This window comes from Haloferula sp. BvORR071 (assembly GCF_000739615.1).
Lineage (GTDB): Bacteria > Verrucomicrobiota > Verrucomicrobiia > Verrucomicrobiales > Akkermansiaceae > Haloferula.
Window position 1 is genome coordinate 83703 of the sequence record NZ_BATP01000060.1, and the last position, 14268, is coordinate 97970.

Below are 14268 nucleotides of genomic sequence, written 5' to 3' on the forward strand. Positions count from 1 at the left end.
TGAGTTAAGCCAAGCCCCTCAACTTCCGGGCAATCCATTTCGGGTCGCGGCGGAGGTCCAACACGGCCCGGACCCTCACTTCGCCTTCAGCGACTTGGTAATAGGCGGCGTAAGGAAATCGCTTCGCCAAGAGCCGGTGAAAACGCCCGAAGCGGAGCGGGTGGATTCCAGCGTAAAGTTCGAGCGAATTGATGTCCAAGAACAGGGAATCCAAGAAATAGGAGCCGAGCCCGGCCTCTTGCCATTCGTAGAACAGAAAGCCCTCCCGCAAGTCGCGGAGAGCAGAGGGCTGAATGGAGATTCTCACGACAATTCCTCGCGAAGCTGCTTTTTCGCAACTTCCCAGTCGATGAACTTCTCCTCGCCGGAACTTGTCAGGCGCTCCCTCTCATTGAGCACTTCGCCGTGCCAAGCGGGCGAGGCGACTTCGGCCTCCTCTGTGGAGAGATCCTGCCAGAGGTCTTCCATGAGCTGCAGCTTCTCAGCAGTGCTCATTTTTCCAAGATCGACCGCTATCGCCATGCGGCTAGTTTCGCGCAACCGGCACCGGGAAGCAATGCCGCTTTTCTGCGGGTTTCATCAATTGCCTTGGTTTCCGCCCCGTCTCTCGTTCTGCCTTACGAAGAGCGGATTCCGCGCAAGCAGCACCCCGTTGGCAAGCAAGTCCACATAGAAGGTCCCAGGCATCGGAAGGGGAAGGCCGCGGATGTGCCACAGGTGATTGTGCAGCCGCGAGCCGCCCTCAAGGCGGTTGCTTACCGGCGGAATCACATCCTTCCCGTCGGGGTCAATGATGTGCATCTCGATATCCACCGGCTCATGGTCCTCCGGCGTGGTCCGCATCTTGCAGGCGACCACGCAATCGGTGTGCTGGGCAGGGAAGGACTCGGCCGAAAGCGTATCGAAGGAACCGAGGATGTTCATCTTCCCGGCGTGCACCGTAGCCGCGTCACAGAGCGTGAAGATCTCCAGGATCATGGCTGCTTCCTCGCGGCCAGCCCAAGCTCCTGCAACTTCTTGAAGGCCTTCAGCGTGCGGATGTCAGCTTGGGCCGCGAGCGCAGTTCCGGTTTGTTGAATTGCTCCAATGGCCATGGTAATGGCCACGGCGATAGTCGCCGAAGGTGGCATCTTGGGATCTCTCAGCGAGATCCAAAGGGTCACGAAGATATTGAGGAAACAAACAGCAGTCGTGAACAGAGCCAGCCTGAAGCTGTTACGCCGCAGGTTCTCCAGCTTCGCAAGGTGTTTCTCCAGTGCCTCGGGGCGGGCGAGGGCTTCCTCGAAATCCTTGTCGCTGGTAAACATCGCCGGTTCTTACCTCCGCTTCTTCTTCCCGCCCATCGGCTTCTTGCGGATCGGCTTCGAAGGGGAGTCGTCCAGCAGGGCGGTGTAGATATAGTCGAAGCCATCCAGCTTGCGGCGCGGGATCTTCTGGTCGACGAAGATCTCCACTGACTTGGCATACTCCAGTTCGTCCGCCGTCAGCAGCGTGAAAGCATCGCCCTCAGCTTCCGCGCGGCCGGTCCGGCCGATACGGTGAACGTAGTCCTCGGCATTCTCCGGGACCCGGTAGTTGATCACGTGCGACACGCCCGAGATATCGATTCCGCGCGCCGCCACATCCGTGGCCACCAGCACCTCATAGTCGCCGCTCTTGAATCCGGCCAAGGCCTTCATCCGGTCCACCTGATTGATGTCGGAGTGCATCGCCGCGACCTTCTCCTGGCCCTCGCGCTTGATCAGCGCGCAAACTTGATCCGCCTCCTTGCGGGTGCGGGTGAAGATCATCACCGAGTGATACTCGGTCTTGTCCAGCAGCGCCAGCAGCAGCTCATCGCGCTGATCCATCGAGACGGGATAGAATGCGTGGGTCACCGTGGAGGCCACCGCGCGGCGGGCAATCTCCACGCTAATCGGATCGGTGAGGCACCACTGCGCGAAAGTCTGGATCGCCGGCGGCATCGTCGCCGAGAAGAAGAGCGTCTGGCGGCCTTCCCAAGGGCAGAAGTTCACAATCTTTCGAACCTGCGGCAGGAAGCCCATGTCGAGCATCCGGTCCACCTCGTCGAGGATGAGGATCTTCACCTCGCCGAAGCGCATCGTCGCGCGGAAGAAGTGGTCCACCAGTCGACCGGGGGTTGCCACCACGATGTCAGCGCCGGCTTGGAGTGCCTTTTGCTGTTCACCATAGCCCACGCCACCGTAGAGGAGTGCCACCTTCAGGCCGGTATGCTTGCCGTATTTCTCAAACTGCTCGGCCACCTGGTGGGCCAGCTCGCGGGTCGGCTCCAGCACTAGGATCTGCGGCTTGCCCATGGGGGTGAGCTTGCTCAGCGTGGGCAGCGCGAAGGCCGCCGTTTTGCCGGTACCGGTCTGGGATGCTCCGATCACGTCCCGGCCTCCTAGGATCAGCGGGATCGCCTGAGCCTGGATCGGGGTGGGGTTTTCGTAGCCCGACTCCGTAACGGCTTCGAGGACGGCTTCCGAAAGACCTAGTGTGTCAAATCCCATGTGCGGGGGGAGGCGTAGGGATCGCAAGCCCCATGGTCAAGGGATCAGTGGTCTTTGAGACAACTCAAGTTCCAGCGGGCGGCGCGGGGGAGTGGATTAGCAGGCACTCCTCCAGCAGCGGCTGGAGTTCCTTGAGCAGCGGCAGCCCCTGCACGAAGGGCGTCCGGTAGCGGGTCTCGATCCGCTTCAGCGCGAAGTCCAGGTCTGACTTCATCAGGTCGTTGATCTCGCCCCGGATGACGGCCACCATGTAACAGAATCGCCCGGCGCGGACAAAGGTCCGGCGCCCCTCGCCGAGCTCGAAACCGAGCTGGAGGGCTCCGCTCTCGTCGCGCAGGCGCAGGGCGAGTTGGCGGGCAAAGGAGCCCACATTGCGGGCATTGGCATGGCGCACCGGGTCGGAGCTGGCGTAGGACACCAATGAGAGCCGGTCGCGGTCCAACAGGTAGACCTCCTCTACGTGGAAGCGGCGGATCTTGTCGGCCAGCACCTCCTCGTAGCTGCGGCTGCTGAAGAGGGCTTGCATGCGCCACAGGGTCTTGTGATGCCAGTCTGGCTGCTGGAAGGGGCCGTGCTGGTGTTCGGCCAGCGCCCGGCGGAAGGTTGACCGCAGGATCGCCTCGAAGGACGGGTCATCGTGCAACTGAAGCCCGCTTCCGGATACCGCTCCGGCCATCAAGGGCAGGAGGGCGGCGGTCAGATCGGCATCGGTGAAATCTGCCGCGGGGGTAGGCAGCGGCTCTGGCTTCCGAAGCGGCGTCGGCTCTGGATTCCCGGTTGACTTCGGCTCTGGCCCACCGGCTGGCGGCGGCGTTTCCGGGTCGAAGCCGGGACCACCGGTGGACGGCCAGATTTCGAGCGCGGGCAGGGAAAAAGGCACGCGGCTGCGCGGGACATCGCTTTCCGGAACCGGAAAGGACTCCACCGACAGACGGCCGCGTCCCCCCTCGGCCTGCATCGAGGAGGAGGGAAAGGGGAGGGGAAGAGGAGGAAATGTGGCGGTCATGGCTGCTTTTTCTCGCCGTCTGGTTTCAGAACCGGGACCCCGGCAGCCTCGGCAATCGCCCGGGCCGCCTCCGCCAACTGGGCGAACGAGGCCCGCATTCGGCCCACTCTCCCTGAATCTTCGTCCAAAAGCTGCGACTTCACCCACTCGCGGGTTTGCTCCAGTTCCGAACGCATTTCCGCAATCAGATGCTGGTCGCGCTTCTGCAAATACTGGCTGAACCCTTGGTTCCAGTGCTCCAGCCAGCGGGTAATCCGTTGTTCCAGCTCGACTTGCGCTTCCAAACCGGAGGCTTCGCGGCTGCGAGCTGCGGCTTGGATCTGGCCGGCCAAGCGGTGGGTCTCTTCGACCCGGCGCGCCTTTTCGGCATCGATCTCATCGCGTAACTCTTGCAGTTTCAACTCGTGATGCTGCTGGAAGCTTGCCAGCCGGATCTCGAACACGTCGGAGCTGCCGTCCGTGGGCATCGCGGGCATCGGGCGCAAATTCGCCTCGAGCCGCTCCAGGCGGCGTTCTACGCTTTCCATCTGTCGGCCCACGAGAATCTCGCGGATCCGTTCGACTTGGCGCGACGGATTAATGTCGGGGGGGGCGGGGGGCATGGGGGGACTCGCTCCGTGGGTGGTACCGGCGGGGGGACGCCGGAAGGAGAAAGTGGGTAAACAAACAGCAGGAGAGGCTATGCCGCTTCAAGGCCCCGTGTAAATCTGAAGATCAGTCCTTCGTATTTCCTAACTATCCGCTTTTCCGTATGATCCTCTGAACCGAAAGAACTGCCGGAATCGGTGAAAGACAGGCCGGGGGCGCTATGGTAAGGGGGAGCCGATGTCCGACCAAGAGTACGACAAAGAGCGCGACCAAGCGCTCGCCGCAGCCTACGAGAAGACCCGCAAGAGCCTGATCGCCCGGCTGGACAATTGGGAGGACCAAAAGACTTGGGACGAATTCTACCAGACCTACTGGCGGCTGATCTACGCTGTGGCGATCAAGGCCGGCCTCCGCCCGGACGAGGCCCACGACTGCGTGCAGGAGACCGTCCTTTCCATCGCCAAGCAGAGCAAAAAGAAGCTCTACGACCCCGAGCAGGGGTCCTTCAAGACCTGGCTGATGAACATGACCCGCTGGCGGATCAACGACCAGTTCCGCAAGCGCAAGAAGGACACCGCCATGGCTGGCGGGGAGTGGGAGGATGACCGCAAAACCGCGGTGATCGACCGTTTCGAGGACCCGAAAGGCGACCTGCTGGCCCGGCTTTGGGACGTGGAATGGAAAAAGAACGTCGCCGACGCCGCTTTAGCCCGTGTGAAGGCTCAGGTTTCCCCGAAGCAGTACCAGATCTTCGACTGTTACGTCGTGCGCCAGTGGGATGCAAAGAAGGTGCAGGATCACTTGAATGTGAGCATGGCTCAGGTTTATCTCGCCAAGCATCGCGTGGGAGCCGTCTTGAAGAAGGAACTCGCGCGCTTGGAAGAGGAAGTCGATGAATAGCCCGCGCCCTGATCCGATTATTCCCGACCACGAGGTCTTGCGGAAGATCGGGGGCGGTGCGTACGGGGAGGTCTGGCTGGCGCGGGGCGTCACCGGGGCCCTGCGGGCGGTGAAAGTCCTGTGGCGGGAGGACTTCGAGGATGAGCGCAGTTTCGAGCGCGAGTTCGAGGGAATCCTGAAGTTCGAGCCGATTTCGCGCGACCACCCGGGGATGGTGAACATCCTCCACGTCGGCCGCAGCCCGGATGGCAAGGCCTTCTACTATTATGTGATGGAACTCGGCGACGACGTGATCGCCGGCCGCGACATCAACCCGGTGGAATACGAGGCGCGGACCCTGCGCAGCGATACCAAGCGTTCGCCAAACCGGCCGCTTGATACCAGCTTCTGCATTGATGTCGGCGTGCGCCTCGCCGAGGCGCTGCGCCACTTGCACGACAACGGCTTGGCGCACCGCGACGTGAAGCCGGCCAACGTGATCTTTGTCGCCGGCCGGGCCAAGCTCGCGGACATCGGCTTGGTGGCGGCCCGTGGCCAACGGACCTTCGTGGGCACCGAGGGCTTCGTTCCGCCCGAAGGCCCTGGCTCCGCCCAGGCGGATGTCTACAGCCTCGGCAAGGTCCTTTATGAGATTGCCACCGGCAAGGACCGCATGGAGTTCCCCGAGCTCCCGGATGAACTTCCGGTGGGCTCGGAGCGCAAGCGCTGGCTGCAGCTCAACCAGATCATCTGCGACATTTGCGAGCCGCACCTTTCCAAGCGCCGCATCTCGAGTGCTGGCGATCTGGCGGATGCCCTGCGGCGTCTCCAGGAAGGCAAACGCCGCCGCCGTCGTCGGCCGGTGGGGGCCTTCATCGCAATGCTGATGGTGCTCGGTCTCGCCGTCTACGGCGGTTGGGACATGATCAAGGAGCATTTCGACAAGCCGCAGGTGCCCGTGGTGATGGTGCGCGAAGGCCGGATCCGCATCACCAGCGATCCGGCGGAAGCGAATGTTTTCTCAGAATCCGGCGAGCTGATCGGCACCACTCCCACTGAGCCGATCGTCGCCCGCGTGGGCGAAGAGCGGGTCTTTACCCTGAAGAAGGACGGCTTCCGGGACGTCGAGCTACCGGTCAAGGTGCCTGCGTCCGCTGCAGAAGAGACCCTGCTGATTTCCCAGAAGATGGAGGTCTATTCGCCTCCGGGCTTCGAGCTGGAATGGACTGACCAGCTTGGCCAGCGCTACCGCTGGCTGGTCGATGGCCATGAGGCCGTCGCGCCCGTGGGTGAGAAGGAGTGGCTCAAGTTCAAGGAAGAGAAGCCCGCGGCCAACGGCGAGATCATGGAGGTCCCGGACGGCAAAGGCAAACGCCGCATCGTTCTAACAACCCGTGGTGATGCGCGGGATTTCTGCTGGTGGCTGGCGCGTACCGGTCGTGAAGCCGGCTATCTGACCGACCGGCATCAGGTCACGGTGCACATGGACGAGAGCTTCGATGCTCCGGGCATCAGCGAGCGCGCGAAGAAAGAAGGGCTCAAGCCATTCAAACCCTTTGTCGGTGTAATTCCTTTCGGCCGCCTGGTGATCACCACCCAGCCCGACGGGGCCACCGTGACGATCCGCCCCAAGGACGACATCGAGCGCGAGCGGACCTTCTCCGGTGAAGATACCTTGGGACCGCTGCGAGTGGAGGAAATCAAGCCGGGCGAGGTGGACGTGATCGTCTGGATGGAGGGTTACAAGCGGATCGAGAAGAAGATCACGCTCAAGGAGAACGAGCTACAGGAGCTGCATTTCAATCTGGAACTCTTCAACCAGAGTGTGGTGATGGAGAAGGATTGGACCAATGGCTTGGGCATGAAATTCGTGCCCTTGTCCATCCCTCCGGCAGTGGGGAGTGTGAAGAAGATGGAACTCCTTGCCAGCATCTGGGAAACCCGGGTGAAGGACTTTGACGCCTACCTGCGTGCCAATCCGGCTGCGAATCAGAACGCCCGGCCGACCTTCTTCCAGGGACCGAATCCAGAGGATCATCCGGTGGTGAACATCAAGCGCGAGGAAGCCCAGGACTTCTGCCGCTGGTTGACCGAAGAGGAACGCAGGCAAGGGCGGTTGACCGACCTCCACCGCTATCGCCTGCCGACCGACTATGAATGGAGTATCATGGCGGGTCTCATTGGGGAGATCCCCGAGGTCTCTCCGGCCAAGCGCGATTTGGGGGTTCCTGTCTTTCCCTGGGGCACCCAGTTCCCGCCGGTCTTCAATGGCAAAAATGTCGGGAACTTTGCGGATCAGTCTGCCGTGGCTGCGCCGGGGGTGATCCCGGCGCGCACCATCACGGACTACAACGATGGCTTCGTTACTACGGCACCGGTAGGTTCCTTTGAGCCGAACGCGCAAAGGATCTATGATCTCTCTGGCAACGTCCAAGAGTGGGTCGACGACAACTACGCTTCCAACCAGAACTACGGCGTTTTGCGAGGCGGGAGTTGGAAGAGCTACCTGCCCAGCACCCTTTATACGGGCTACCGCTTCACCCAACAGATGCCGGAACCCTTGATCGATGGGCCGAAGCCGGATGAGCCATTCGACAATACTTTTGGATTCCGTATCGTGCTTGCCAAGGAGTCTCCGCCCAAGCAGGAAACGCCTCCTACTAACAGCATCGACGACAATGGTTGAAATCAAGCTCGATTACCAAGGCGACCTTCACACCCGCGCCATCCACGGACCCTCCGGCAAAGTACTCGAAACCGATGCCCCGGTGGACAACAACGGCCGCGGCGAATCCTTCTCTCCAACTGATCTCATCGCCACCGCCCTCGGCGCTTGCATGGCCACGGTCATGGGCATCGTCGCCAAGCGCAAGGAGATCCCCTTGGAAGGCATGAAGGTGGAAGTGAAGAAGCACATGTCCACCGATACCCCGCGCCGCATCGCGAAGCTGGAAGTGGACATCCACGTGCCGCTGCCTGCCGACCACCCCGAGCGCAAGCTGTTAGAAGCCACCGGCAATGGTTGCCCGGTGCACCAGAGCCTGCATCCGGATGTGGTGCAGGAGATCCGCTGGCATTGGCAGTGAAGAAAGTGCCGAGTGTTCGGTGAGCAGTGATCAGTGGAAAGGCAGCGATCCTTCGCTGCCTTTTTGCATTTGACCGATCATCCGGCACTCTTGCCGGATCGTTGAGCGACGAATGTATACTGCGCAGGGGATGTTATAAACCCCTGCGTTGCCTTGCGGGGTAGGGCGGCCCTAACATCCACCCAAGTTCTTTGAGAACGATACCGTCAGCCGAGTGCACTGGACGCGTTGTCCAGAGCAGCGGGGGAACCAATCCCGACCGTTTCGCGATGGCTTTGCGCCATGGCCGCGGTCTTTGGGGCATACGGTGCCTGCGGCACCGGGAGCACGTGGTGGCTCCAGCCCGACAGCTAACCCCGTAGGCATCACCGCGGGGCGCGGATCGTTCGGTTGTCTCTCCAGACAAAAGGGGCACGCCGAAGCCGCCGCCGCTTCGCCCAGCAGACCCCAGAAAATCGCTGGCCCCTGCCCCCCGCAGGCGGGCATGACCGGCATCGAAATAGAGAAATGGAGAACAACATGATTGCTGACCAAATGTTCAGCGTGGGTATCGCCGTGGTTGCCGTGTATGCAGTCGCGGTGGGCATCGCTCTGGTCCTTGGCATGGGCAAGACCCCGCGCCGGGAGCTGGGAATGATCCTTGTGAATGCGGCCAAACGCTCGGCTGAGCCAGCCAAGCCCGGTGGCTTCGTCAGCCGTAGGGGGAAGATGCAGTCCTTCGGGGATGTGGTCTATGCCCTCGCCGCAGCCAGGCGCCGCGCGAAGACGGCTCGGGGCTGTCGCTGCACTTCCACCGCGGATCGATCCTAAGGTGTTAGAATCATGGCGGGTGCCGGCATGACCGGCACCCCGCTGTCGATTCTGCCACCGCCCGCGGCGATTCTGCCTGTTGTCGCCATCGCCGTGATGCGGCGGAATGGCGACGCCATGATCAAAACCCTTGCTTATGGGATCTTGGGCGCCATGGCGCTCCTCGTCCCCCTCACCGCAGCGCCGAAGTCAATCACGCTTGATGCGTCTTCCTATCCGGCGGGCAGCCCCATCACCGCGACCTTCAAGGGCGGCCCGGGGAATAACAACGACTGGATCGGCATCTTCCCGGCCAGCATTACCACTCCGAGTACCGGCACTTACCTCGATTGGCTCTACACCAACGGCACGCAGACCCTCGGCGGAAATTTGAAGGACGGCAGCGTGACCTTTGCCAATCCCACTCTGCTCCCCGGCAACTACAAGGTCTGGTTCCTCGCGGCGAACGGCTACACCAAGATCGCCGGACCGGCCCAGTTCAGCGTGACGCCCACCGGCGGCCCCGCCCAGCCGAAGTGGGTGGTGCCAAGTTTCATCCAGCGCCACGCGGTCTCCGGCCAAGCCTATACGGGCAAGGTCCAGGCCTACGCCTATGACCCGGATCCGGGCGACAGCTTGAGCTTTTCGAAGGTCTCCGGTCCCGCCTGGTTGCAGGTCGCGGCCTCCGGCGCGATCTCCGGGACCCCGGCGAGCGGTGATGCGGGCAACAACAGCTTCGTGCTACGCGCCACTGATTTGTTAGGAAATTCCCAGACCGCGACGATGTCGCTGGAGGTCTTCCAGCCAGGGCAGGAGCAGGTGAGCGAATTACGGGTAATGTCGTACAATCTCTGGCACGGCTGGGGACAGGTTGACCAAGGCGCCACAAAGGGGATCCGTTCGATCATCGAGGCGGACGTCGATATCATCGGCACCCAGGAGACGGTGGACAATGCCTCCGGCTCGAATGCCTATCGCGTGCAGACCATTGCCGACGAGCTTGGCTGGTACTACAGTCCGACCGGTGCCGGTGATAGCGGTATCGCGAGCCGCTACCCGATCGTGGCGACCTACACCGCGGCGAATGGCGTGGCGAAAGGTGCCCGTGTGCGGCTCTGCAACAACCCGCTGCGCGAGGTGGTCATCTTCAATACCCATCTCGACTACCTCCACTACGGCCCCTACGAGGCGAAGCGCGCCGGCTCGACCAATGCTAGCGTGCTAACGGAGGAGCTTGCTTCGCAGCGTGACGAGCAGATCGCCTCGATCCTCAGCGACATGTCGAGCCATCTGGCGGCAGCGAATGCTGCGCCGGTCTTCCTCACCGGGGACTTCAATTGTCCCTCTCACCTCGACTGGACCGCCGCGAACTCTGCCGCCCACTATGGCAAGGTGGTTCAGTGGCCGGCGACGGTGGCCGTGGCGAATGCCGGGCTCACCGATTCCTTCCGCCAGTTGTTCCCGAATCCCGTTGCACAGCCGGCTACCACCTGGTCAGCGATCTACACCAGCCCGAACGAGCCGCAGGACCGCATCGACTTCGTCTTCCACAAGGGCAGTCCCGCCACTCCCGTGAGCGCGGAGATCTTCACCAATACGGTCGAGCACCGCGGCTATGTCTATGGCGACGACGTGAGCGCCACACGGGCCAATACCTGGCCCAGTGACCACGCCTCGGTGGTGGTCAGCTTCCAGCTCACGTGGCCTTGAGTAATGTCGAACGACGAATTCCCGAATGACGAATGAAGTATCGTCTGGAGGATGGGAAAGACTTCTTCACCACACTCCATTCGACATTCGAAAATCCTGCATTCGTCATTTTCTTTCCGAGGGTTCGAAACGAAAAAGCCGCCACCGGAAGGGTCCCGGTGGCGGCTTGCGATAGAAGCGGGATGGATCAGGGCGTCACCGGAACCGTCACGCGCAGGCGGGCGAAGAGCTTGGTGCCCGGAGCCGCCAGCGAGGCTGGCAGGGTCGCGGTCACCGTCGCCACGCCATCCACCACCGGACCGGCAACGCCGGGGCCGAAGGTCGTCCAGGCCGGATTCAGCGTGGTGCTGTATTCGACCACCGGGTTCAGGTAAACCGAACGCTCGGTGCGCGGGAAGGTGAAGACCAGATCACCATTCGCATTGCGGGTCATGGTCGGCAGCTTGCTGAGCGACTGCACCGACGGATCGGAGCCGGTCACGAACTCGATCGCATTCTGGATGCCATCCTTGTCGTTGTCGGCATCGGGTCCCGGTTCAGCGAGGCTGGCTGCCCACTGCTCGTAGGTCTCGGTGGCACCGGCTTGCTTGAGCTCGATCTGCTTGGCCGCCGTGTTCACGAAGAGCGTGTAGCCCGCCGGAAGGGTGGTGGAAGCGAAGCTGCCCGTGAGCGTGCCGGCGTAGCTGGCAATCACATAGGTGGCCTCGGTCGGTGCCGTGGCAGTCACCGCGAGGGTGCCACCGGTGAGGTTCAGGTCGCCGTTCACCACCAGCTTGTCGCTGGCTGCGCCGTCGATCTGGCAAGCGTAGGTGCCGGTGATGGCGGTGACAGGTGTCGGCGGGGTGACGGCGGGCGGAGTCGCGGGCGGCGGGGTGCTGCCCAGAGACAAGGTGCCAATGCTGCCCGCCGCTCCGGGAGCCACGGTGCCTGCAATGGTGAAGGCGCCCGTCGCGCTGCCCGTGCCCTGCAAGGTCGCGCCTGGGGAGATGATCACCGCCGAGGTGCCGGTCGCACTGCCCGCGGTATTCGCGAGGGTCAGGGTGCCCGCCTTGATCTTGGTGTCCATGTTGGAGCCAGCCACGTTATTGAGCAGGCCGGTGCCGGAGTAGGTGTTGGAGCCGCCGGAGATCATCAACTCGCCCGGGCCTTCCTTGGAGATGCCGTAGCCGCCGCTGACCGTGCGCGAGATATCCAGGACCGCGCCAGCATCGGTGATGATCCACAGGTTGCCGGGATTCAGGGCGAGGGTGCCCGTGCCGGAGATCTGCGAAGTCGTGCTGCTGGCCAGCGCGCTGATCGTGGACTGCTCGGTGTCGTTGCCCACCATCGGCTCGAAGGTGCCGGCGCCGTTCAAGATGCCGCCCTGCAGGGCAATGCGGCCTTGGCCACCAGTGCGACCAGTCGCCATGTAGGTGAGGTTGGCATTGACGCTGATTTGGCCGCCATCCACTGCCTTGAGCTGGTCGTAGGCCAGCGTGGTGTAGGTATGGAAGCCGCCGAAGGGCGAGCTCGCGCTCATCAACAAGGTGCCCTGCGAATTGACCGTCGCGCGGAAGGTGTTAGATGCGAAGGGGATGATGCCGGTCGCATAGTAGTTGTGACCGAAGTCCACCGTGCCGGCGTCGATCACGAGATCCTCCGCCGCCGGGGCGACCGAACCATTGTAACCTTCGAGACGGAGCGTGCCCGCGCCGGTCTTGTGAAGGGTGCCGTAGAAGTCGAAGGTGCCCACCTTGGTGAAGGTGGCTCCGCCCGCAACCTTGATGGTGGCGCCGCTATCCAGCACCAGCGCGCGGCGCTGCGTGGAAAGCGAAGACTGTGCATCAAGGGTGGAACCATTGGACAGCTCGAGGCGGTTGTTCGTATCGCGCGAGCCCAGCGCGGTGCTGCTGCCAAGCGCGAGCGAACCGCCGGTGTTGTAGATCGGCCCGCTGAAGCTGTTCGTGTTCAGGATCAGCAGTTCACCACTGCCGCGCTTCACCAGACCACCCAATCCGCTGATCTGTTCGCTGCCAAGGAAGGTGTAGTTGTTGCTGGAATCCACCTCGATGAAGGAGGGGGCCACGGGAGTATCGATGAAGATATCCTGGTTCCCGGCAAGAGTCCCGAAGATCACCGGTTCGTTGTTACGGTAGGTGGTCGGAGTCGCGGTGCCCGGAGGTGCCCAGTCGGCGGTGATGGTGTCCCAGTTGCCGTTCTGCGAGGCATTGGTCCATTGAACTGCCGTCCCCGAGAGTGGCAGCTTGCCGGTCAAGGTGCGGCGCTCATTCGGAGCGGGGTAGTTGTTGGCCGCATCGAGCAACTTCCAGTTCACGCCGTCGTCGCTGCTTTCCAGGATCCAGCGCACGGGATCGCGGTCGGTGGCGTCGTTGCCGGTGGTCCACTGGTAGGCATCGAAGGTGGCAGGCGTGCCGAAGTCGAAGATGACCGGACGGTTGTTGAAGTTGAGCCACTTGGTGACGTAGTTGCCGTCGTTGATGCTGGCGACGGTTTCGGCGGCGTTGCCACCGCTGTCACCACCCGGATTGGTCACCGCGGTGACGGGCACCTTGGTGCCGTTGTTGAAGAACTCGAATTCGGCGACCTGAGTGAGGACGCCGTTGCCGCGCAGGGTGGTGCCGGTGTAGCGGACGTAGCGGGCGGTCTTCGTCGTGCCCGGGACAGCGCGCAGCTTGTGCGAGGCGCTGGTGCTGCCGCTGGCGTTGACTGCTTCGAGCGTGAAGTAGGTGTCCGCGTTGGAAGGCGGCACGATCGGCGTCAGCGTGTCTGCGGCCAGCACGGTGTTGCCCGGAGGCGTCAGCGTGATATTCGTGGTGGTGCCGGTCACGTTCCACTTCAGGGCAGTGGACAGCGAGTTCTTCACGATCGAAGGCTGGGCTTCGAGGATCGGGCCGGTCGCATTGATCTGCGTGGTCGGCGTGCCGTAGCTGGCAATGGCGGGCAGGGGCGTGCCGCCGCCGACGAAGACGATACCACGGTAGGTGTAGAGGGTGTTGGGCACCGCGTTGTCACCGAGGTTGCGGTTGTCGACCGTCACCCAGGTCGCGCCGTCGTTGCTGCCTTCGAAGAGCCAGCGGTTCGGGGTGCGGTCGAGCGCGTCATTCGCCGTCGCGAAATTGTAGGAGTCGATCGTGGTCGGCGCTCCGAAATTGAAGATCACCGCTTCGCGCGTGCCGCTGAACCACTTGGTGGTCAGCTGTCCGTCGACGAGTTTGCCAGCACCTTCCCCGGACTCCGGGGTGTTGGCACCGCCACCGGTGACCACCACTGAGGAGCGGTCGATGGGGAGACCACGGCGATAGAAGAGGAACTCCGAGACCTGCGTCTGGGTCTGCGTCGTCGGATTGTTCTGTGTGGGGGTAAAGCGGTAGTACTGGTAGGTAACTTCCACTGCTTGGCATACGGCGCTGCCGGTCACGGCGAGGGCGAACACTGCAGGAAGAAGCCGCACGCGCGGGGTGGCGCTGCGGCTTGGGGTGAGGTCGGTCGTTTGTCTCGTCATCGGGGTCGTAGAGTGGGGGAACGTAGTGCCTGTTAGATGATGCGGCATTCGTGCATTTACGAAGTCTGCCGTACCTTGGTCCTAACAAGCAGGCGCTACCCTCCCGCCAAAGAAGCTCGTAACGCGCGAAACGGCCCCGCGGGTTTAGTGCCGCAAGGCGTTTAATAAAATTGTTAGAGAGCGCTTCCGTTTGAA

13 protein-coding genes and 1 riboswitch are annotated in these 14268 nt (G+C 62.5%); of the genes, 5 read left to right on the forward strand and 8 right to left on the reverse strand.

Annotation, left to right across the window (positions count from 1 at the left end; all coding sequences use genetic code 11):
• Positions 1-4: 4 nt before the first annotated feature.
• The 7 genes from BV071_RS30745 to BV071_RS30775 form a co-directional block, all read right to left on the reverse strand.
• Positions 5-307: a hypothetical protein gene (locus BV071_RS30745; RefSeq protein WP_035615807.1), complete on the reverse strand. Its 303-nt coding sequence runs from the start codon at positions 305-307 to the stop codon at positions 5-7.
• Positions 304-495 (reverse strand): addiction module protein, encoded by a 192-nt coding sequence (locus tag BV071_RS30750; protein WP_265595108.1) that lies wholly within the window; start codon positions 493-495, stop codon positions 304-306. The genes BV071_RS30745 and BV071_RS30750 overlap by 4 nt, the downstream gene beginning before the upstream one ends.
• An 84-nt stretch (positions 496-579) precedes the next feature.
• Positions 580-978 (reverse strand): hypothetical protein, encoded by a 399-nt coding sequence (locus tag BV071_RS30755; protein ID WP_035615811.1) that lies wholly within the window; start codon positions 976-978, stop codon positions 580-582.
• A complete protein-coding gene (locus BV071_RS30760; protein WP_035615813.1) occupies positions 975-1307 on the reverse strand; it encodes a hypothetical protein in 333 nt (110 codons plus the stop codon). The genes BV071_RS30755 and BV071_RS30760 overlap by 4 nt, the downstream gene beginning before the upstream one ends.
• Before the next feature lie 9 nt (positions 1308-1316).
• Complete coding sequence (locus BV071_RS30765; RefSeq protein WP_035615815.1) at positions 1317-2513, reverse strand: DEAD/DEAH box helicase; 1197 nt, start codon at positions 2511-2513, stop codon at positions 1317-1319.
• A gap of 64 nt (positions 2514-2577) precedes the next feature.
• Complete coding sequence (locus tag BV071_RS30770; protein WP_265595109.1) at positions 2578-3519, reverse strand: hypothetical protein; 942 nt, start codon at positions 3517-3519, stop codon at positions 2578-2580.
• Positions 3516-4121 (reverse strand): hypothetical protein, encoded by a 606-nt coding sequence (locus BV071_RS30775; protein ID WP_265595110.1) that lies wholly within the window; start codon positions 4119-4121, stop codon positions 3516-3518. The genes BV071_RS30770 and BV071_RS30775 overlap by 4 nt, the downstream gene beginning before the upstream one ends.
• 223 nt (positions 4122-4344) lie before the next feature.
• Here BV071_RS30775 and BV071_RS30780 point away from each other — a divergent pair, with 223 nt between their 5' ends.
• From BV071_RS30780 to BV071_RS34000, 5 genes are all read left to right on the forward strand, one after another.
• On the forward strand, positions 4345-5007 hold the full coding sequence (locus BV071_RS30780) for a sigma-70 family RNA polymerase sigma factor (RefSeq protein ID WP_035615822.1): 663 nt from the start codon (positions 4345-4347) through the stop codon (positions 5005-5007).
• The gene (locus BV071_RS30785) at positions 5000-7672 is read left to right on the forward strand and encodes an SUMF1/EgtB/PvdO family nonheme iron enzyme (protein WP_035615824.1); all 2673 of its coding nucleotides are present in this window, start codon (positions 5000-5002) and stop codon (positions 7670-7672) included. The genes BV071_RS30780 and BV071_RS30785 overlap by 8 nt, the downstream gene beginning before the upstream one ends.
• Positions 7665-8072: an OsmC family protein gene (locus tag BV071_RS30790; protein WP_035615826.1), complete on the forward strand. Its 408-nt coding sequence runs from the start codon at positions 7665-7667 to the stop codon at positions 8070-8072. The genes BV071_RS30785 and BV071_RS30790 overlap by 8 nt, the downstream gene beginning before the upstream one ends.
• Before the next feature lie 198 nt (positions 8073-8270).
• Positions 8271-8452: riboswitch (cyclic di-AMP (ydaO/yuaA leader) on the forward strand.
• A gap of 139 nt (positions 8453-8591) precedes the next feature.
• Positions 8592-8882, forward strand: a complete 291-nt coding sequence (locus BV071_RS30795) for a hypothetical protein (protein WP_265595111.1) — start codon at positions 8592-8594, stop codon at positions 8880-8882.
• 27 nt (positions 8883-8909) lie between these two features.
• Positions 8910-10571 (forward strand): endonuclease/exonuclease/phosphatase family protein, encoded by a 1662-nt coding sequence (locus tag BV071_RS34000; protein ID WP_265595112.1) that lies wholly within the window; start codon positions 8910-8912, stop codon positions 10569-10571.
• A 187-nt stretch (positions 10572-10758) separates the two neighbouring features.
• Here BV071_RS34000 and BV071_RS30805 read toward each other — a convergent pair whose 3' ends face one another.
• Positions 10759-14073 (reverse strand): discoidin domain-containing protein, encoded by a 3315-nt coding sequence (locus tag BV071_RS30805; RefSeq protein WP_265595113.1) that lies wholly within the window; start codon positions 14071-14073, stop codon positions 10759-10761.
• Positions 14074-14268 lie beyond the last annotated feature (195 nt).